19 protein-coding genes are annotated in these 20,110 nt (G+C 63.5%); 7 read left to right on the plus strand and 12 right to left on the minus strand.

Translation table 11 applies throughout. The features are described 5' to 3' along the window. The first annotated feature begins 64 nt into the window (after nucleotides 1–64). Nucleotides 65–1,867 (plus strand): DNA mismatch repair endonuclease MutL, encoded by a 1,803-nt coding sequence (mutL, locus tag HMPREF9697_RS09960; protein ID WP_002717078.1) that lies wholly within the window; start codon nucleotides 65–67, stop codon nucleotides 1,865–1,867. Nucleotide 1,868: 1 nt separating this feature from the next. Here the strand turns inward: mutL and rsmD are convergent, their stop codons facing one another. Together rsmD and HMPREF9697_RS09970 are read right to left on the minus strand one after the other, a co-directional pair. Beyond that, entirely contained in the window at nucleotides 1,869–2,426 is a 558-nt protein-coding gene (rsmD, locus tag HMPREF9697_RS09965) for a 16S rRNA (guanine(966)-N(2))-methyltransferase RsmD (RefSeq protein ID WP_002717079.1), read from the minus strand. 2 nt (nucleotides 2,427–2,428) lie between these two features. Continuing rightward, nucleotides 2,429–4,477: a pseudouridine synthase gene (locus HMPREF9697_RS09970; RefSeq protein WP_002717080.1), complete on the minus strand. Its 2,049-nt coding sequence runs from the start codon at nucleotides 4,475–4,477 to the stop codon at nucleotides 2,429–2,431. Nucleotides 4,478–4,614: 137 nt separating this feature from the next. Between HMPREF9697_RS09970 and HMPREF9697_RS09975 the strand changes: the two genes are divergently transcribed. Beyond that, nucleotides 4,615–5,061 carry a nucleoside deaminase gene (locus tag HMPREF9697_RS09975; protein ID WP_002717081.1) on the plus strand — a complete coding sequence of 149 codons (447 nt, stop codon included), beginning with the start codon at nucleotides 4,615–4,617 and terminating at the stop codon, nucleotides 5,059–5,061. 13 nt (nucleotides 5,062–5,074) lie between these two features. Here HMPREF9697_RS09975 and HMPREF9697_RS09980 read toward each other — a convergent pair whose 3' ends face one another. Further along, nucleotides 5,075–5,521, minus strand: a complete 447-nt coding sequence (locus HMPREF9697_RS09980) for a GNAT family N-acetyltransferase (RefSeq protein ID WP_002717082.1) — start codon at nucleotides 5,519–5,521, stop codon at nucleotides 5,075–5,077. Continuing rightward, a complete protein-coding gene (gene purD, locus HMPREF9697_RS09985) occupies nucleotides 5,521–6,786 on the minus strand; it encodes a phosphoribosylamine--glycine ligase (protein WP_002717083.1) in 1,266 nt (421 codons plus the stop codon). The genes HMPREF9697_RS09980 and purD overlap by 1 nt, the downstream gene beginning before the upstream one ends. An 81-nt stretch (nucleotides 6,787–6,867) precedes the next feature. Between purD and xseA the strand changes: the two genes are divergently transcribed. Both xseA and HMPREF9697_RS09995 read left to right on the plus strand, forming a co-directional pair. Beyond that, complete coding sequence (gene xseA, locus HMPREF9697_RS09990; protein ID WP_002717084.1) at nucleotides 6,868–8,310, plus strand: exodeoxyribonuclease VII large subunit; 1,443 nt, start codon at nucleotides 6,868–6,870, stop codon at nucleotides 8,308–8,310. 225 nt (nucleotides 8,311–8,535) lie between these two features. Then, nucleotides 8,536–8,763 (plus strand): DUF2093 domain-containing protein, encoded by a 228-nt coding sequence (locus HMPREF9697_RS09995; protein ID WP_002717085.1) that lies wholly within the window; start codon nucleotides 8,536–8,538, stop codon nucleotides 8,761–8,763. Nucleotides 8,764–8,766: 3 nt separating this feature from the next. Here HMPREF9697_RS09995 and lpxK read toward each other — a convergent pair whose 3' ends face one another. The 6 genes from lpxK to HMPREF9697_RS10025 are packed head-to-tail and all read right to left on the minus strand — an operon-like array spanning nucleotide 8,767 to nucleotide 14,287. Next, the gene (lpxK, locus tag HMPREF9697_RS10000) at nucleotides 8,767–9,777 is read right to left on the minus strand and encodes a tetraacyldisaccharide 4'-kinase (protein WP_002717086.1); all 1,011 of its coding nucleotides are present in this window, start codon (nucleotides 9,775–9,777) and stop codon (nucleotides 8,767–8,769) included. Further along, the gene (locus tag HMPREF9697_RS10005; RefSeq protein ID WP_002717087.1) at nucleotides 9,770–11,074 is read right to left on the minus strand and encodes a 3-deoxy-D-manno-octulosonic acid transferase; all 1,305 of its coding nucleotides are present in this window, start codon (nucleotides 11,072–11,074) and stop codon (nucleotides 9,770–9,772) included. The genes lpxK and HMPREF9697_RS10005 overlap by 8 nt, the downstream gene beginning before the upstream one ends. Beyond that, entirely contained in the window at nucleotides 11,067–11,780 is a 714-nt protein-coding gene (locus HMPREF9697_RS10010; protein WP_172583897.1) for a lysophospholipid acyltransferase family protein, read from the minus strand. Before HMPREF9697_RS10010 ends, HMPREF9697_RS10005 begins: the two co-directional genes overlap by 8 nt. Then, on the minus strand, nucleotides 11,777–12,022 hold the full coding sequence (locus tag HMPREF9697_RS10015) for a DUF4170 domain-containing protein (protein WP_002717089.1): 246 nt from the start codon (nucleotides 12,020–12,022) through the stop codon (nucleotides 11,777–11,779). The genes HMPREF9697_RS10010 and HMPREF9697_RS10015 overlap by 4 nt, the downstream gene beginning before the upstream one ends. Nucleotides 12,023–12,063: 41 nt before the next feature. Further along, nucleotides 12,064–12,879 (minus strand): 3'(2'),5'-bisphosphate nucleotidase CysQ, encoded by an 816-nt coding sequence (locus HMPREF9697_RS10020; protein ID WP_002717090.1) that lies wholly within the window; start codon nucleotides 12,877–12,879, stop codon nucleotides 12,064–12,066. Further along, on the minus strand, nucleotides 12,866–14,287 hold the full coding sequence (locus HMPREF9697_RS10025; protein WP_002717091.1) for a TldD/PmbA family protein: 1,422 nt from the start codon (nucleotides 14,285–14,287) through the stop codon (nucleotides 12,866–12,868). The genes HMPREF9697_RS10020 and HMPREF9697_RS10025 overlap by 14 nt, the downstream gene beginning before the upstream one ends. Nucleotides 14,288–14,557: 270 nt before the next feature. On the opposite strand from HMPREF9697_RS10025, the gene HMPREF9697_RS10030 reads away from it, so the two are divergent. Then, complete coding sequence (locus HMPREF9697_RS10030) at nucleotides 14,558–15,088, plus strand: DUF6101 family protein (protein WP_002717092.1); 531 nt, start codon at nucleotides 14,558–14,560, stop codon at nucleotides 15,086–15,088. Between the two features lie 20 nt (nucleotides 15,089–15,108). Here the strand turns inward: HMPREF9697_RS10030 and ubiA are convergent, their stop codons facing one another. Continuing rightward, entirely contained in the window at nucleotides 15,109–16,044 is a 936-nt protein-coding gene (gene ubiA, locus HMPREF9697_RS10035; protein WP_040307893.1) for a 4-hydroxybenzoate octaprenyltransferase, read from the minus strand. 39 nt (nucleotides 16,045–16,083) lie between these two features. Further along, nucleotides 16,084–16,806 (minus strand): hypothetical protein, encoded by a 723-nt coding sequence (locus tag HMPREF9697_RS10040; RefSeq protein ID WP_002717094.1) that lies wholly within the window; start codon nucleotides 16,804–16,806, stop codon nucleotides 16,084–16,086. A 172-nt stretch (nucleotides 16,807–16,978) separates the two neighbouring features. Between HMPREF9697_RS10040 and HMPREF9697_RS10045 the strand changes: the two genes are divergently transcribed. Next, the gene (locus tag HMPREF9697_RS10045) at nucleotides 16,979–17,737 is read left to right on the plus strand and encodes a 16S rRNA (uracil(1498)-N(3))-methyltransferase (RefSeq protein WP_002717095.1); all 759 of its coding nucleotides are present in this window, start codon (nucleotides 16,979–16,981) and stop codon (nucleotides 17,735–17,737) included. Between the two features lie 197 nt (nucleotides 17,738–17,934). After that, nucleotides 17,935–20,097 carry a TonB-dependent receptor gene (locus HMPREF9697_RS10050; RefSeq protein WP_002717096.1) on the plus strand — a complete coding sequence of 721 codons (2,163 nt, stop codon included), beginning with the start codon at nucleotides 17,935–17,937 and terminating at the stop codon, nucleotides 20,095–20,097. Nucleotides 20,098–20,110: the final 13 nt, after the last annotated feature.

The raw sequence follows: 20,110 nt of genomic DNA on the forward strand, positions 1-20,110 counted from the left end.
TACCTTGTGCGCAAGCGCAAAGGCGGCCTCCCTATTTGGACCAAACCTCCATAAAATCCGCACCATGCCCGTCCGTCAACTGCCCGAACAGATCGTCAACCGTATTGCCGCCGGTGAGGTAGTGGAGCGGCCTGCGAGCGCCGTGAAAGAACTCGTCGAGAACGCCATCGATGCGGGCGGCTCGCGCATCGACATCTTCACCGAGGGTGGCGGCCGGCGGCGCATCGCCATCACCGACGACGGCAGCGGCATGACGCGCGGCGACCTCGCGCTTGCGGTCGAGCGCCACGCCACCTCGAAACTCGACGACGAGGATCTCTTACGCATTCGCACGCTCGGCTTCCGTGGCGAAGCCCTGCCCTCGATCGGCTCCGTGGCGAAACTCGCGATCACCACACGCCACGCCAGCGAGCCGCACGCCTGGGCGCTCGAAGTCGACGCAGGAACGAAATCCGGCATCACACCCGCAGCGCTCGCCCACGGCACCCGCGTCGAGGTGAGCGACCTGTTCTATGCAACGCCTGCACGGCTGAAGTTTCTGAAAACCGACCGCACCGAAGCCGAAGCGATCCGCGAAGTCGTGCGGCGGCTGGCGATGGCGCGGCCTGACATCGCCTTCACGCTCGCGGGCGAGGAACGCGCGCCCATCACATGGGCGGCCGCACTACCCGGCGCGCCGGGGCGGCTGACGCGGCTCGGCGACATTCTCGGCAGCGATTTCCGCACCCATGCCATCGAGGTGCGCGCCGAGCGCGAAGATGTTTCTGTCGAGGGTTTTGCCGCGGCACCGTCGCTGACCCGCGCTAACGCGCTCGGGCAATATCTGTTCGTCAACGGCCGCCCGGTACGCGACAAGCTCATTCTCGGGGCGGTGCGTGCCGCCTATTCCGATTATCTGCCACGCGACCGCCATCCGATCGTGGCGCTGTTTGTCACGCTCGATCCGCAGGAGGTCGACGCCAACGTTCACCCGGCCAAGACCGAAGTGCGTTTCCGCAATGCAGGCCTCGTCCGCGCGCTGATCATTCATGCGCTGAAGGACGGCCTCGCCCGCGAAGGGCGGCGCACGGCTGCCAACACCAACGGCGCCGCAATCACGACGGCCTTCCGCCGGGAAGATTTGCCGCGCGGCGGTTACGACTGGCGATCATCGCCTGCTGCGCCTTTTGCTTCTCACCCGTCTTCTACTGCAATGGCGTTCGACGAAGCGCCGCAGGCGACTTTCGACGCTTATGCACCGAGCGCGGACGCACGAGGCCATGACACACCGCTTACCGACGCCGTCAACCAACCGCTTGGCGCCGCGCGCACGCAACTTCACGCGAACTACATCGTGGCGCAGACCAACGACGGTCTCGTGCTGGTCGACCAGCACGCGGCGCACGAGCGCATCGTCTACGAACGGCTCAAGGCTTCCCTCGAAAGAAACGGCGTGCAGCGCCAGATGCTGCTAATCCCCGAAATCGTCGAGATGGACGAGGCCGTGGTCGAGAAGCTGCTCGCGCGCACGGATGAACTTGAGAAATACGGCCTCGCCATCGAATCTTTCGGCCCGGGTGCAGTTGCGGTACGCGAGACGCCGTCGCTGCTCGGCAAGACCAACGCAGCGTCGCTATTGCGCGATTTAGCCGAGCACATGGCGGAATGGGACGAGGCGTTGCCGCTGGAACGGCGGCTGATGCATGTCGCCGCCACCATGGCCTGCCACGGTTCGGTGCGCGCGGGCCGCATTCTCAAGGTCGAGGAAATGAACGCATTGCTGCGCGAGATGGAAGCGACGCCGAATTCCGGCCAGTGCAACCATGGCCGCCCGACCTATGTGGAATTGAAACTAGCCGATATCGAGAAGCTGTTCGGACGACGCTAGATCAATCACCAGCGCGCAGAAATACGAACTCGGTATCGTCATAAGCGCGGCGCTCAAGTTCTTCGTAACCCTCAGGCGCAGCAAATGCCGCCGCCGTCGTCTCTTCAACCACCACGAGCGCACCCGGCACGAGCCATTTGCCTTCGCGCAGCGAGGCGAGCGCCTTTTCCGCAAGACCCTTGCCGTAAGGTGGATCGAGGAAGGCTAGCGTGAATGGCTCCATCGGATGTGCGGGCCCGAGTTGCGTGGCGTCGCGGCGATAGACCTTGGTGACGCCACCGAGACCCAGCGCCTCGACATTATTGCGCAACAGCGCGCGCGCCTCCGCGCCATTGTCGATGAACAGCGCGAACGACGCACCGCGCGACACCGCCTCGATGCCGAGCGCGCCGGTGCCTGCAAACAGGTCGAGCACCCGGGCATCGACCGCGGGATTCTCGTAGGCGTGCATCAGGATATTGAACACCGACTCGCGCAGGCGATCCTGCGTCGGCCTGATATCCTTCGACGCAGGCGAGGCGATGTTGCGCCCTCGCATCCTTCCGCCGACGACGCGCATCCTTAGTCCTTCGGCGTCAGATCGCGCTTGCCGTGATAGCCGCGCTTCGGCTTGCGCGGCGGACCATAACCGTTGGCCTCGGCTTCGTTGCGCGCGCGCTTCTCGTCGCTGCCGCTGCGCTGCACCACGACGGTACGGCCCTTGCGATCCTCGATCTTCGAGCGCTTGATCTTCTTGTTGTCGGCCTTGGTGCGAAGCGGCGTGCCGTCCCGGCCCACCTTCGGGCCTTCGTCATCGCGCACTGGCTTGTCGAACTGCGCGCCGGACATCGTGGCGATCTTCTCACCGAGCTGCTCGCGCAGCACCCGGCTCTTGATCTCCTCGACCTGCCCTTCCGGGATTTCGCCGAGCTGGAACGGACCATAAGAGATGCGAATGAGCCGGTTCACCTCAAGTCCGAGATGAGCCATCACGTTACGCACCTCACGGTTCTTGCCCTCGCGGATCGCGAAAGTCACCCAGACGTTGGCACCCTGATCGCGCTCAAGCGTCGCATCGATCGAACCATATTTGACGCCATCAACCTCGACGCCGTTCTTCAGCTCATCGAGTTGCGCTTGGGTCACCTCACCGTGTGCACGGACGCGATAGCGCCGCAGCCAGCCGGTGTCAGGATGTTCGAGCGCGCGTGACAACCCGCCATCATTGGTGAGCAGCAGCAGGCCTTCGGTGTTGAAGTCGAGCCGGCCGATCGAGATCAGGCGTGGCAAGCCTTCCGGCAGATGATCGAACACCGTCGGGCGGCCTTCGGGGTCGTCGTGCGTCGTCATCAACCCACGCGGCTTGTGATAGAGGAACAGCCGCGTGCGCTCGCGCTCCGGCAACGGCTTGCCGTCGATTGTAATGACGTCGCGCACGGTGACATCGAGCGCGGGCGAATTGATCACGCGGCCGTTGACGGCAACGCGCCCCTGCGTGATCCATTCCTCCGCATCGCGCCGCGAGCACAACCCTGCCCGCGCCACGGCCTTGGCAATCCGCTCGCCGGTCTTGTCCTTCTTCGGCGCGGCGCGCGGTGCGCGCTTGTCGGAATCCGCAGGCCGCTCGCGGTAAGCTCCACGGCCACCAAAGGCCGGACGCTTGGCGAAAATCTTGCTGTCGTCCTCATTGTCACGGCGCGGGCGCTCGTTGCGGTCGGCGCGGCCATGCCCCTCGCTGCGCGAATGCTCCTGCCAGGCATTGCGGCGCGGCGCGCGGTCGTCACCATCCCGCTCGAAACGCGGACGGCCGAAGCCTTCACGCTTGCGCTCAAACCGCTCGCCACCCTCGGGGCGATCTTCACGCGGGCGCGAAAAACGCGGCCGGTCGCTTGCACCACGATCGTCGCGGCGCGGCGCGCGCTTTTCCCACGGCTTCTCATTGCTGCGATCGTTGCGATCCGTGAAGTCCCGACGCGGGCCGCGCGAGGGACCTCGCTCGTCGCGGTTGAAACGCGGGCGGTCATCACGCTGTGGACGATCGTCGCGGCTAAATCGCGCCGGGCGCGACTCACCGCGCGGGCCATCCTTGCGGAAGCCCTCGCCGCGCGGCGTATAAGGCCGCTTTTCGCCAAACTTCTTGTCGCCGAATTTTTTGTCGCCAAAGCCACCCGAACGACTGGGGCGCGCATCGCCACGCGGCGCACGATCTTCACGCGGCTTGAAGGGACGCCCCTCGCCACGACCGCTCGCGCCGAATTCCTTGCGCGGACCACGCGCCGGACGATCACCCCGATCTTCGCGCGGTTTGAACGAGCGACCTTCACCACGGTCATCGCGCGAAGGCCGGTCGTCCCGGTTGAAGCGTGGACGCGGACGGTCGCCGTCTCCGTCCTTGCGGTAACCTTCGCCACGGGGCGTGTACGGCCGCTTCTCACCGAAGCTGCGCCCGCCGGGCTTTTTGTCGCCGAATTTCTTGTCACCGAACTTGCGGTCGCCGCGAGGCGCGGAGGATCGCGCGGGACGCTCGCCGGAAAACCGGCCCTTGCCGCCATCCCCGTCTCGGCCGCGTCCAGGCGGGCGGCTGCGCGAGCCGGAGCCGCTTCTGTTGTTTTTATCGTTGTCGCGGGGCATGTAAGGTCTCGCTTGAGGGGCGCCCGGGGCGCAAAAGCCGGTCCGAACGGTCGCGCTCCCCTGATCAGGGCCGCCTGTCGCCAAAGCCGGTGGATTAAGGGCGCTCTCATAACAGACTTCGGCACGGGAAACGAGGGATGACGGCACAAAGTTTCATGGATTTGGCCCTGAAACAGGCCGAAATCGCGGCTTTGAGCGGCGAGGTGCCGATCGGCTGCGTCGTGGTCCATGACGGAGCCGTGATTGCGCAGGCGGCCAACCGCACCCTCATCGACCGCGATCCGACCGCGCATGCCGAAATGGTCGCACTCCGCGAGGCGGCGCAAAAGCTCGGCCGCGAACGGCTGACCGATTGCGATCTCTACGTGACGCTGGAACCCTGCACGATGTGCGCGGGCGCGATCTCATATGCCCGCATCCGCAGGCTCTATTACGGCGCGCTAGACCCGAAGGGCGGCGCAGTCGACAGCGGGGTGCGGTTTTTCAACTCGCCCACCTGTCATCACACCCCGGATGTCTATCCGGCGGTCGGAGAGGACAAGGCGGGGACGCTGCTGCGGGATTTCTTCAAGGCGCGGCGCTAGTACCCGCTTTCCGTTACAGATCGACCGTCATCGCCTCGTGCGACATCCGCATGCCGATACGCTCGTAGAAACGATGCGCGGCAGTACGGCGCTTGTCGCTCTTGAGCTGCAGGGAGCGACAACCACGTTCGCGCGCAATGCCCATGATCGCCTGCATCATCTTCTCGCCGATGCGCTGGCCGCGTAGCGCACGATCGACACGCACGCCTTCCGCCTGTGCGATCCACGCGCCTTGGTACGACAAGCAGGGCACAAAAGTGAGCTGCACACAGCCAACCGCGAAGCCGTTTTCATCCCAGACATAGAGCACGTTGTTGGCGTCGGCGACGATCGCGTCAAACGCCGCCTCGTAAGGCGCAAGCCCCTTCGACATGTCCTCGCGTTCGTGCGCCAGATCGTCGTCCAGAAGGAGCTGAAGAATCCGCGGGAGCTCATCGCGTCTCGCTTTACGTAACGGCATTACCCCTGCTCCCGCTTGATTGCCTGCCAGCCGATATCGCGACGGCAAAATCCTTCCGGCCATCGAATCCTGTCGACCGCCTGATAGGCGCGCCGCTGCGCGTCCCCGACACTATCGCCGATGGCCGTGACGTTCAGCACGCGCCCGCCATTGGCAAGTATCCGCGTGCCGTCAGATTTGGTTCCGGCGTGGAATATCTCCACGCCCTCGATATCTCCGGCCTCATCGAGGCCTTCGATGATCGAACCTTTCGCGTAATCGCCCGGATAACCCTTCGCAGCCATCACCACGGTGAGGGCGGATTGCGGATACCAGCGCAAATCGAAATGCTTCAATTCGCCATCGACCGCAGCCATCAGCGCCGGCACGAGGTCCGACATCATCCGCATCATCAGAACCTGCGTTTCGGGGTCGCCGAAGCGGACGTTGTATTCGATCAGCTTCGGCCCCTCGGCCGTGATCATCAGGCCCGCGAACAGCACACCCTTGTAGGGCATGCCCTTGTCCTTCATTGCACGCAATGTCGGGCGGATAATCTCGTCCATCGTGCGCGCGACCATCGCATCCGTCATCACCGGGGCGGGCGAATAGGCACCCATGCCTCCGGTGTTTGGCCCCTGGTCGCCATCAAAGGCGCGCTTGTGGTCCTGCGCGGTCGCAAGCGGCAGCGCATTCTCGCCGTCGCATAGCACGAAGAACGAGGCTTCCTCGCCTTCCATGAATTCCTCGACCACGCATTCCGCACCCTGCGTGCGAAACAGCGCATCGATCGCCGCTTCCGCTTCAGCCAGCGTCATTGCGACGACGACGCCCTTGCCTGCCGCAAGCCCGTCCGCCTTCACGACGATGGGCGCGCCGTTGTCACGAACATAGGCTTTCGCGGCGGTGGCATCCTTGAATCGCTCATAAGCGGCGGTCGGGATGTTGTTCGCCTTGCACAGATCCTTGGTGAACCCCTTGGAACTCTCGAGCTGCGAGGCCGCTTTGCTCGGGCCGAACGCCTTGATGCCTGCGGCGGCCAGATCGTCGACGATGCCGGCCGCAAGGGGCGCCTCGGGACCAACGACGACCAGATCGACCTTGTTGGCCCTGCAGAAGGCCACAACCGCCGCATGATCGCCAACATCCAGCGCGATGCATTCAGCCTCGCGGGCGATCCCGGCATTGCCCGGCGCGCACCACAATTTCGTCAGCTCCGTCGAGGCCGCTATTTTCCAGGCCAGCGCATGTTCGCGCCCGCCGGAGCCGATCAAAAGGATATTCATGGGAGAAGGTCGAACCGCAGTTTATCGAGTGAAAAAACAGACTATCATGGGACTTCCTCACAAGACCAGATTCGATTGCCGATGAACAAAGCTGCCGAGACGTTATCCAATGCCGCGGAATTCACCGTTTCCGAGCTGTCTTCGGCGCTGAAACGCACCGTCGAGGACACCTATGGGCATGTCCGCGTGCGCGGGGAGATTTCCGGCTTTCGCGGGCCCCATGCCTCCGGCCACTGCTATTTCGCCCTCAAGGACGAGAGCGCCAAGATCGAGGCCGTGATCTGGAAGGGCGTACACGGGCGGATGCGGTTCAAGCCGCAGGAGGGGCTCGAGGTCATCGCCACCGGCAAGCTCACCACCTACCCGGGCTCCTCAAAATATCAGATCGTCATCGAGGCCATCGAGCCTGCCGGCGTCGGCGCGCTGATGGCGCTGATGGAAGAACGCAAGAGGAAGCTCGCCGCCGAGGGGCTGTTCGACGAGTCGCGCAAGCAATTGCTGCCGTGGCTGCCGGAAGTGATCGGCGTCATCACCTCGCCGACCGGCGCGGTGATCCGCGACATCCTGCATCGCCTCGAAGACAGGTTTCCGCGCCGCGTGCTGGTGTGGCCGGTGCGGGTGCAAGGCGAAGGCTCGGCCGAGCAGATTGCGGCGGCGATCAATGGATTCAATGCGCTCGAGGAAGGCGGCGAGATTCCGCGCCCCGATTTGCTCATCGTCGCGCGTGGCGGCGGGTCGCTGGAAGATTTGTGGTCGTTCAATGAGGAGATCGTAGTGCGCGCGGCGGCCGCGAGCATGATCCCGCTGATTTCCGCCGTCGGCCACGAGACCGACGTCACACTGATCGATTTCGCCGCCGACAAGCGCGCGCCGACACCCACCGCCGCCGCTGAGATGGCGGTACCGGTACGCGCCGATCTCGCGATCGAGATTTCATCGCTGGCGCGCCGCTCCTTCGCTTGCTGGCAGCGCGGTCAGGAAAACAGGCGCGCCGAACTGCGCGGCGCGGCGCGCGGTTTGCCGAAACTCAGCGAACTGCTGGCGATCCCGCGCCAGCGCTTCGATCGCGCCTCCGCGCACCTGCCACGTGCGTTGCGCGCCAACACCCACATCTATGATCGGCGGCTGTCGATGATCGCGGGCCGCCTCACCGTCACCACGCTGCGGACCCAGATCGCGCGCGCGAAGGATCAGGTTAGCCGCCTGTCGGAGAGTGCCCGGCGCTGCTCGGAGCATTTCATCGCCTTGCGACGCACCCGCATCCAGCATAGCGCGCAGATGCTGGCGGCCTTGTCTTACAAAGGTGTCCTGTCACGCGGGTTCGCACTGGTGCGCGACGAAGCAGGCCAGCCGCTGCATCACGCCGCGCAGGTTGGCACAGGCGAACGCATCAGCATCGAATTCGCCGATGGCCGGGTTGCTGCCACCGCTCACGGCACGCCACCATCCGCCAAGAAGGCAGCAAAACCTTCCAAACCGACCGCAGCGCCGGAGACGAAAAAGGTTCAGGGCGATCTCTTTTGATCGTGCTCAAAACGTTGCCGCGACCATGAAAATATCATGCAAATTCGATAGCGCGAACCCAACCGCGACATCTACAGCGGCGTGGTCGAGCCCGGCATGGGGCACTGACGTCGACAGACCCAAGGCCATTGATTGGCGGTTGACCCGGCCTCTCCATGGCCTATCTGTAGTATTGTCACAGCGCCTGATCGGATTGCCAGGGCGGACTTTCGGGAGACTTTTATCTTGTTGAATAAATTCGGGCCGTCCGGCCGTGGCGAAGCCAAGGTCGAATACCTGGACGGCGATTTCCGTATCCTGTCTCCAGGCTCCTATGTGGTGTGCGCCGTGACCGGCGAACACATTCCGCTTGAGGAACTCTCGCTGTGGAGCGTGGACCGGCAGGAAGCCTATGCGACGCCGCAGGCCGCGATGGAACGGACCTTTCCGGGTTCCGTGAAGAAGAAGGCTTGAGGCCTACTGGCGCGCCTGCTGTGCTCGGCGTAGTCGCTCTTTAAGAAAATCAACGAGCGCGCCCTCATCCTCGACCTGCAAGGTCACCGGAAACGGAACGATCTGTCCAACATAGCTTGCAAGCGCCAGCTCACCTTCAAGCCGCGCCAAATCTTTTTCGGTCGTCACAAGCGTCAGCGCATCCGCCTGCGCCTCGCGCATCATGACTTCAATTTCCTCCGCCGTGAACGGATGATGATCGGCGAACGCCCGCTGCGACGCCACCTCAATGCCGTGAGCACGCAGCGTAGCGAAAAACCGGGCCGGATCGCCGATCCCCGCGAAGGCCAGCACGCGCTTGCCCCGCAGCTTTGTGACGATCGATTCATCCGGAACGAACGATGCGCGCAAAACCAGCCCCCCGCGCTGCACGACACCGTGGGCGACATCGTTCGCGGCATTGCCCTCACCGATCACCATCAGCGCATTGGTGCGCGCGATCTGCCCGGCAAGTGGCGCGCGCAGAGGCCCCGCCGGAAATACATGACCATTGCCGAGCCCGCGCGTAGCGTCGATCACGATCATGGAGGCATCCTTGTCGAGCGCCGGATTCTGGAATCCGTCGTCGAGCAGGATCACGCTCGCGCCCTCGCTCTGCGCAAGCGCTGCGCCCGCGACGCGATCGTGCGAGACGATCACCGGCACATGACGCGCCATCATTCGTGGCTCATCGCCAACCTCTGACGCAGGATGATCCGCGACACGCACCGGTCCTGCGAGACTGCCACCATAACCACGGCTGACTACGACCGGCGTCTCGCCGAGTTCGCGCAGCATCTGCGCGAGCCGCAACGTGGTTGGCGTCTTGCCCGCGCCACCGAGATGGTAGTTGCCGACGCAGATCACCGGGAGCGCAACGCGCTCACCTTGACGCGCCATGCGCGCGCCCGCCACGGCGCCATAAATTGCGGCAATGGGCGCGAGCAGCAGCGAGCGAAGCGAAGACGATGCGTACCAGAAGCCTGGCTCACGCATCGACCGCCCCCTGCTCGATCCGCAGTTGGAGCAAATAGGGCTCCAGCGCCGCCATTGTCTTGTTAACCGCACCGCCCAATCGCGTCACCACGCGCTGCGCCGCCGCAGAGAGACGATTGCGCGCGATCGGATTGCCGAGCAGATGACGCAACAGCGTGACGAACTCGTCGGGATCGCGGGCGAGCAGTGCGCCTTCAGTGCGGTCGAGTTCAGCGTAAAGATTTGCGAAATTGAAAACGTGCGGTCCGTGCAGGATCGCGGCATCGAGCTTCACCGGCTCGATCGGGTTCTGTCCGCCATGCGGAACGAGCGAACCGCCCATGAACACAACCGGCGCGAGACGATAGAACAACCCGAGTTCACCCATCGTGTCGGCAACATAGATGTCGGTATCGGCCGAGGGCAGATCGCCGCGCGAGCGCAGCGCCGTCTGCAGCCGTGCTTTTGCCACCATCTGTGCAATTGCAGACCCACGTTGCGGATGACGTGGCACGATCACCGTCAACAACGAGGGAATTTCTGCCGCCAGATGGCGATGCGCCTCGATGATGATTTCTTCTTCGCCAGGATGAGTCGAGGCCGCGACGAACACGGTCCGACGCCCTGTCGCTGCCTTCAGTCGATCGAACCTTTCAGGATCCGCGGGCAGCGCTTTGATGTCGAGCTTGAGATTTCCTGAGGTGACGACATTCGGACTACCCAGCGCTGCGAACCGCTCGTGGTCGACATCCGATTGCGTCAGGCACAGATCAAAGCACGACAGCAGCGTACCGATGGTAACGCGCGCCTTGCGCCAGCGCGGGAACGAGCGCGGCGACATCCGCCCGTTGATGAGTGCCAACGGAATCCGCCGCTGCGACGCCGACAGCAAGAGGTTGGGCCAAAGATCGGACTCGATGAAAAGCCCGAGCCCTGGCTTCCAGTGATCGAGGAAGCGCGCAACGTACGCCGGTACATCGTAGGGAATGAACTGATGGATAACATCCGGCGGAAAACGCCGCGCGACAATGTCGGCAGACGTCCTGGTGCCCGAGGTGAGCAGAATGCGCAGATTGAGCGCACGCAGCCGGTCGATAAGCTCGGCCGCCGCCAGCACCTCACCGACGCTCGCACCGTGAATCCAGACGAGCGGCCCGGGCGGGCGTTCCACGCCGGCAAATCCCCGGCGTTCACCGACACGTGCGGGATCTTCCTTGCCCTGCTTCAGCCTGCGTCCGATGAGTAGGCTCGCGAGAGGCGCGGCCAGAGCCGAGGCTCGCCGGTAAACACCAAGCGTCACCGGCAAGGCTTCAGCCATTGAGTCCCTCATCGGGATGGCCGACCCGCGTATAGGCAAGACGGTTCACGCCATTGAGCGCGTCTTCGAGCTGTTGGCGCAGGATTTCCATTGCGGCGTCATCGGCATCGGCCGGCACATGAATGAGGTCGCCAGCTGCCATGATCCCGCGTCCGAACGGCAGGTTGATCACTGAGCGGTCCCAGTTCTTCAGGCGTTTGAAGCGGCTGGTCGCAATCGCGACCGGCAGGATCGGCCGCCCGGATTCGCGCGCCAGCATGATGACGCCGAGACCAGCCTTGCGCGCGACCTTCGGCACGTCGGCGGTCAGCGCCATGTTGATGTTGTCGTCCAGCGTGCGCAGCATCATCTTGAAGGCAGCAACGCCACCCTTGCGGTGAAACTCGGAGCCATGATCGCCGGACCCGCGCACGGTGCCGACATCGAGCCGTTCGGCGGCAATCGCGTTGATCTCGCCGTCGCGGTGACGCGAGATCAAGACCTTGGCGGGATATTTCTTCTTCTTCAAGAACGGCATCATGAAATGCTGTCCGTGCCAGAACGCAACAATCACCGGCATATAATGCTCGGCTTGCTCATAGACATCCGGCGGCTCGTATTCGAACCTGTTGGTCCACCACACTAACCGCAGGAACTCGGCCGCGAGAAAACCCACGGTCTGCTGCACCCAGCCGGCTCGGCCCAATTTACGAAGCGACAATTTCAATGTCCGGTTTTCGAATCGTGTCCGGGATCGAGCAGACGGTGAATATGCACGATGAAATACCGCATATGAGCATTATCGACGGTTTGCTGCGCCTTCGCCTTCCACGCCTGGTAAGCAGCGGCATAATTCGGGAACAAGCCCACAGTCTCGACCTTCGATAAGTCCTTGAAGGTCGTGCCATCGAGTTCGGAAACCTCTCCGCCGATGACAAGGTGCAGCAATTGCGGTGCGGGATCCGACATGATGGCCCTTAGAAACACGGACCGGAGCGGTAATTCAAGCCTCAAATAGACGCATTGGCATTAAAAACCGGCTTGCGGGCGAGAGTTTCCAGAAGAAGCCGATGCCGGGGCAGGCCCGCCGCCACCAGCGTGCCGTGAGCCACTTCGGGGCAATTATACCGGAGGCTTCCCCCATCCAGTTCGGTCATGGCGCCACCCGCTTCACTGATGATGAGATCGGCAGCCGCGACATCCCAGTCGCGGCTGTGGCCACCCGCGAAGGCCACATCGAGGGCGCCATTTGCGACACGGCACATCCGCAATGCGAGCGAGCCGATGCGCGGATAGCCGGCGGTGCCGCTCGCGATTTTCGCCACGCGGTCGAGGATCGACTGGGGCGCCGCAATCCGAGTCAGGTCGAGGTCGGTGCCGGAGGTCGCATTGATCGCGCTTGCGTTGAGGGTCGCACCCTTGTCGCGTTCAGCGAGATAGAATTCATCGCTCATCGGCGCGTAGACGCAACCCAGCACCGGAATTCCATGCTGGACCAAGGCTACACTGATCGACCAGTCCTTGCGCTTGTTCAGAAACGCGCGAGTGCCGTCAATCGGGTCGACCACCCAGACACGGGATTTGTCGAGACGCGCGGAATCGTCCGCGCTTTCTTCCGACAGCCAGCCATAGTCCGGATTGAACGAGCGCAGCCGTTCTTCGAGAAAATCGTTGACCGCAATGTCAGCGTCGGAAACCGGCGACGAAGCGCCCTTGATCCAGCTCTTCACGCCGGCGCCGAACATGCCGGTCGCGAGCTCGCCGGCTTCGCGCAAGGTGTTTGCGAGAAGCGCCGCCTCGGCTGCGAAGTCGTCAGCGCCCGGCAATCGTCAACCCCTCGATCCGCACGGTCGGAGAGTTCACGCCATATTTGAAAACGAGATCGTTCGCCGGCCGCATCGATTTGAAGATGTCGAACAGATGACCCGCGATCGTGACCTCGCTCACGGCATAAGTGAGTTTGCCGTTCTCGATCCAGAAACCCGAAGCGCCGCGACTGTAATCACCGGTGACGCCGTTGACGCCGGAACCGATCAGGTCGGTGATGTAGAAGCCCTCCTTGATATCGGACATCAATTCTTCCGGCGTCATCTCACCAGGCTCGAGATGCAGATTGTACGCCCCGGGCGATGGCGACGATGACACGCCGCGATGAGCGTGACCGGTCGTGGTCATGCCGAGTTCGCGTGCGGTCGCACAATCGAGAAGCCACGTGGTCAGCACGCCCTCATCCACGATCGCGTGCCGTTTAACCGCCACGCCCTCCGCGTCGAAGGTCTGCGAGCGCAGGCCGCGCACCCGCAGCGGATCGTCGATGATGCGGATGCGCTTGTCGAACAATTGCTGCCCAAGTCTGTCCTTGAGGAAACTCGTCTTGCGCGCGACGGATGCACCATTCGCAGCACCGACGAGATGCCCGATCAGCGAACCCGCCACCCGCGGATCGAACACCACCGGCGCCTTGCAGGTGGCGACCTTGCGCGGATTGATGCGGGCGACGGCGCGCTCGCCGGCACTGCGGCCGATGTCGCGCGGCGAGGCAAGGTCGGAGCCGTGAATGGCCGAGGTGAAATCGTAATCGCGCTCCATGCCGGTGCCCTCACCCGCAATCGCGGTCATTGAGACGCCCTGGCTGGAACGCAAGTAAGCGCCATGAAATCCGGTGCTGGTCACAAGCACCATGCCGCCAATGCCGGACGAGGCCGACGCGCCGCTGGATTTGGTGACGCCCTTCACCGCGAGCGCGGCAGCTTCCGCCTCATGGGCGCGACGCTCAAGTTCATCGAGCGAAGGTACATTGCGATCGAGCAGATCGAGATCGGGAAAGTCTTTCGCGAGCAGCGCCGGATCGGCAAGCCCCACAAATGCATCCTCCGGCGCGACTTTCGCCATCGCCACCGCGCGCACGGCGAGCGTGGCGACATTGTCTCCGCTGATGTCGTTGGTGGAGACGACCGCCTGCCGTTTGCCGACCAGAACCCGCAGGCCGACATCGTCGCCCTCAGAACGCTCCGATTCCTCGACACGGCCATCGCGGATTTCCACGCCTTGCGAGACACCGCGTACCGCCACCGCATCGGCAGCATCCGCGCCTGCTTTCTTCGCGGCCTCGACAAGACGCTGCGCAATATCGGTGAGCGCGCTCTGGTCGAGCAGATTGGTGACGGATGGAGAGGGCGAGGCGGCTTTGTTGGAAGGAGAAACCGAAGATGCTGCGTTTGGTGAAGAGTTCACGAACGGAATCCTGCCGCTTGGGTTGATATGCGTTAAGGATGAGATGTGCCTGTTTTATGCGGACTGCAAGCATTCCATCGCCAGAACTTACAATATTTCTTGAATGGGCAAGGTCTCGTCAATCATGTCGGCCAACCTCTTATCAAGCATGCGAATCGAAGCGACGCCTGCAACATCCGATTAACCAGCAATCTTAAGCGAATTCGGAGCCGCGCCTGACATCCTCCTCGCATCGACCGGGAAAATAATCCCGGCGGGGAGACTAAAAACGTGAGGCGTCAATACGGACTAAGCGGGGTTCAACCCGCCGGGTCGAGCCGCGATCTGCGGCTCGACCCTCTTTCCTTGCCAGCCCGGTTTGAAGCGCGCGACGGTCGCGCCGATGGCGGTGCGCGGCAGATCGAAATCAATCGCGAGCGCGTTGTCGTGCGCCGCATGGTGCGCGGCATGCGCATGACGCTGCAACTGCGCATGCCGGAATTCCTCGGCATCGTGCGGCGGCAGACGGAGGACGCCGAAGCGCTGGTGCTGATCCATCGCGATCCGTCGTTGTCCGTGCCGTTGTTTCTCAGCACCGATACAGACGAGATCGAGCGTCAGTGGTCGGCCTGGAGCGAGGCGCTGGCATTGCCACAGGTCGAAGAAGAAGGCGAAGCCACGGGCGAACCTGCGCCGCGACGCCGCCGCCACAACGTCATCCGCATCCGCAGGCCGCGTTTCCTGACGCGGCGCAAGGCAGGCCGCGCGGCATCCGAGCCGACTGTGCATCACGGCGAGCGCGAGATCATCGCCCGGAACTGATTGAAACAGACAGTGCGGGCTTAACCCCAGGCCCGCATCAGCGCGTCGATCACAAGGCCCGCGAACAGAAGCAATCCCGCATCGCGGTTGCCGAGAAACAAACGCAGGCACAGCCGGGAATCCGCGATCCTCAGGCGGACGATTTGCGACACCAGATGTGTAGCGAACGCCGCAAGTCCGAGCCAGGCAATCAAGCCTGCTTCCGCGGACCACAGCGCGATGCCGATCAGCGTCACGGCAAGTCCATAGAACAGCGTAAGCCAGTTTCGCGTATTCTTGCCGAACAGAAGCGCGGTCGATTTCACGCCGATCAATGCATCATCGTCAGTGTCCTGATGAGCATAGATCGTGTCGTAACCGATCACCCAGGCGATTGAGCCCGTATAGAGCCATAACGCCGCCGCATCGATCCGCGCGAGAATGACCGCGAAGCCCATCAGCGCGCCCCATGAAAACGCAAGGCCGAGCACTGCCTGCGGCCAGTAGGTAATGCGCTTCATGAAAGGATAGACCACGATCACGATCAGCGAGGCAACGCCGGTCGCGACCGCGAACCAGTTGAACTGTAACAGCACCGCAAGCCCGACGAGCAATTGCAGCGCAAGGAAGCCCGCGGCCTGCTTCACCGTTACCTGACCCGCCGGAATAGGGCGCGAACGCGTGCGCTCGACACGGCCATCGAGATCGCGGTCGGTGATGTCGTTCCAGGTGCAGCCAGCGCCGCGCATCGCCAAGGCGCCGATCGCAAACAGCACAAGCGTGGACGGAAGATGAGATAGATCGCCCGCGACGCCGGCCGCGAGCGCCGCCGACCACAGGCACGGCATCAGCAACAGCCATGTCCCGATCGGCCGGTCCATCCGCGCCAGCCGCAGATAAGGCCGCGCCCACAGCGGCGCGTGGGTATCGACCCAGTTCGCCGTCGCATCGGCCACGGGCGCGCTGAAATCTATCATGGGAGAGAAAACCATCCGGCCCTGCAGGCCAGCGATGCCTCAGCGCGCAAGCACATTGCCGCTCAAGGTGTCGAAGGTCGAGCCGCCATTGCGCTTGGTTGGCTTCGCCTCGGGCAATTCCACGGAAGAGCCGAGCGCCTCGCTGAGGCTCATCGCCCCTCCTCCGCGCGGCCCACGAGCCTGCTGCTCAGCCGCATTACAGACCTTCGCGCGCATCTGTTCGGTGCCCTTGTGGCCCTGCATCATCTGCTGCCCGACCTGAGGGGGAATGCCGCAACGCTGCGAGTTGGTCTCGATATATTTGATCATCTTGAGTTCGGACTGCACGAAGGCGCCGAGCGCCTTGCAGGCCTCACTCGCGGGCGCCTTACGCTTGCCGAGCGCCTTGATGACCTCGGCGCGCTTTTCGGCTTCCTGCTTCAGCGGCGTGAAACCCTTCATGCAATCCGCCTGATTGCCACCGCCCGCCCCCGGGGCCGGCCCTGGCGGGGGACCAGCTGGAGCAGCGGAGAAGCCCTGCCCCATCGGGGCCACGCCTTGAGAAGGAAACGCGAGCGGCGTGTTCAGCGGCTTCATCGGCGCACTGCCGCTAATCGGCGGAAATCCTGCGGTGTTCGCCTGCTGCGGCGCCGGCGCAGCCGTCTGACCGGGCAGCGGCGCGGGAAATGCCATCTGCGCAGACACGGATGCCGATCCGACCGAGGCAAGCGCGCAGGCCGATACGACGGCAAGTGTCCAACGCGGCAAGCAAGATGAGATCACGGCATTCCTCCGGCTGCGGCTTTCGCCTGCGCCTGCTTTTACGATTCCGGGTCGACCTTAACAACCCGCCGAATCAGGCAATAGCGCGGCGCTTGGGCGCATTCGGCGGCTATTTGGGCCGATTCAACGGGTTTTCTCACGCAGTTCCATGATCTAAAACACCGACACTCCAATGACGCAGCGCGATTTCAAAAGCCCCCGTCTGTTCGTCGATGCGCCGCTCGATTCGGGCGGTCGCGTGCCGCTCGCGCGCGAGCAGGGCCATTATCTTGGCAACGTGCTGCGGCTCGGAGCCGGTGACAGCATTCTGGTGTTCAACGGCCGCGATGGCGAATGGCGCGCCGGGATCGAAGGCCGCAAGCGCCTCGAACATCTTACCCTCATCGAGCAGACCCGGCCGCAAGAGATGTCCTGCGACCTGCATCTGCTGTTTGCACCGCTCAAGCACGCCCGGCTCGATTACATGGTGCAGAAAGCGGTCGAGATGGGAGCGAGCCTGCTCGCACCAACGCTGACGCAGTTCACGCAGGTCTCGCGCGTCAACACGGAGCGCATGCGCGCCAATGCCATCGAGGCCGCCGAACAATGTGGCATCCTTAATCTGCCCGAGATCCATGAGCCGCAGCCGCTGGCGCGCCGCCTCACCGAACGCGATGGCCAGCGCCTTCTGATTTTCTGCGACGAGGCCGCGCCGCAGGCCGATCCGCTCAAAGCTCTCGCCTCGGAGTCTGAAAAGGCGGGCGGCGTCGATGTCCTGATCGGACCGGAGGGCGGCTTTTCCGAAGAGGAGCGCGCCCTGCTGCTGCACCAGCCGCGCCTCGTCCGACTCTCGCTTGGACCGCGCATCCTGCGGGCCGATACCGCCGCCGTAGCCGCGATGGCACTGACCCAGGCAGCGCTCGGCGATTGGAACACACGTCTCGGCGAATAGCCGTGGCGGCAGATTTCAGGCCGCCGTGACATCCCCGTAGGGCGGGCCGACCATTCTCGTCGCCCGGGTTCGTCCGCTCCACCCCCAATCCAGCAGCCGTGCGCCAAACAGCCGCGCCAAATGCGGCCCTCACCATTATTGCAAATGATTTTCAACTGCATCATATATGCAATTAGGAATTAATCGCAGAATGTAGCATGATCCGAACCACCAGCCTGCTGGGATGCGCGGCCCTGATTGCCCTCCCAACGTGCGATTCCGCCGCACAGACAGAGCTTCCGGCCATCACGGTGGCCGAGCCCAAACCCACCCGGAAGAAACGGACCCGACAGGTCCGGCGGTTGGCCATCCAACCGCAAGCCGCAGCAATCACGGCAACAGCTCCCCCCGCCGAAAATGCCCTGCCACCGTCGAGCTCGTCGACACAGCCAGCGTTCGCCTCCCAATCGCAGATGACGGCCTCACAGATCGTCGGGCGCGGCGGCGCATCGCTCGGCGACACGCTCGGGACCACGGCCGGTGTGTCGGCCACTTCGTTCTCCCCAGTCGCAAGTCGGCCGGTCATTCGCGGCCTTGGCGGCTTTCGCGTCCGCACCCAAGAAAACGGAATCGGCTCCGCCGACATGGCCAATCTCGGCGAGGACCACGCCGTAACCATCGATCCTCTGATCGCGAGGGAAGTCGACGTCATTCGCGGTCCGGGCACATTGCGTTACGGCTCGCAGGCTATCGGCGGAGTCGTCAGCGCCAGCACCGGCCGCATCCCGACGACGACCCCTGCAAACGGCGTCGCCTTTGAAGCGCGCGGCGGCCTCAATAGCGTGAGCCGCGGCACAGATGGCGCAGCGCTGCTCGATGCCGGCGGCGGCAACTTTGCGATCCACGCCGATGCCTTCAGGCGACAGGCCGGCGATTACCGTATTCCCGGGGGCGTGCAGACGAATTCGAGCTATCGCTCGGACGGGCACGCGGTTGGCGGCTCTTACATCTTCGACAGCGGCTTCGCCGGCGTCGCCTATCAGGAGATGGCGATGACCTACTTCATCCCGGGGATCGATTCCGCGCGGGTGAAAAACCACATCGATCTGCACCAGTCGAAATGGACAAGCCGCGGCGAGTGGCGCGTCGGCGAGCACGGTCTCGACGCTATCCGATACTGGTTCGGCGCTACGGATTACAAGCACAATGAGATCAACGGCATCGGCGCAGCCGCCGAGATTGGCTCGCGATTCAAGAACGAGGAATTGGAATCCCGCGTCGAGGTGAGCCATCTGCCGTTCGCGACAGCGCTCGGCGATTGGCGCGGCACCGCCGGCGTGCAATGGGGACAACGCAATCTGTCCGTCGCCGGCGCAACCGAGCCGCTGCTGGCGCCCGCCAAGGCCCGTAACATCGCCGCTTTCGCGTTCGAGGAGCTCAATCTCACCCGTTCGCTGCGCGCGCAGGCGGCCATTCGCGTCGAGCGGACGCAGATCGATGGGACCGGCGCGCAATTCCCCTCATCATTTCTGCCGCCACCCGATCAGCCGATCCTATTTCCAGTCGATCGCAGCTTCATGCCTGTCAGCCTCAGCACCGGACTGCTTTATGAATTGCCGGCTGGCATCGTGGCGCGCATGACGTTGCAGCACGTCGAGCGTTCGCCCGATCCGATCGAAATGTTCTACAAAGGCCCGCACGACACCCCCCGCACGTTCGAGATCGGCGATCCGAACATGACGCTGGAAAAGGCGGACACAGCCGAGATTGGCCTCTCCCGCAAGCGTGGCGCCACCCGATTTGAAGCCTCGGTTTACGCCTCGCGCTATCGGAATTTCATCTTCAAGAATTTCACCGGCATCCGCTGCAACGAAACCTTCGCCTCGTGTGGCACGCCCGGTGCGAGCTATGACCAGATCGTCTATTCACAGCGCGACGCGCGCTTCGTCGGCGGCGAGATCGAGATCGAGCACGACGTCGCGCCGCTCTGGAACGGCGTGTGGGGCCTCGGGGCACAATACGACATCGTCCATGCGACGTTTGCCGACGGCGGCTACGTCCCGAAAATTCCGCCGCAGCGCCTCGGGGGCAGTCTCTTCTATCGCGACGAGGGCTGGAACGCGCATGTGAGCCTGCTGCATGCCTTTGCACAGACGCATCTCGGCGCCTTCGAGACGCCGACACCCGGTTTCAACCTGTTGAATGCCGAGCTGAGCCACACCCATAAATTTTCCAGAGCGGGGCTGCCGATCACCCTGACCGTCGGCCTCAAGGGAGAAAATCTGCTCGACGCCGACATCCGGCTGCACCAGTCCTACAAGAAGGACGAGGTGCTGCAACCAGGGCGAAATGTGCGTCTGTTCGCATCCATGAAGTTCTGATCCGGACAGGGCT

The organism is Afipia felis ATCC 53690 (assembly GCF_000314735.2).
Classification (GTDB): domain Bacteria; phylum Pseudomonadota; class Alphaproteobacteria; order Rhizobiales; family Xanthobacteraceae; genus Afipia; species Afipia felis.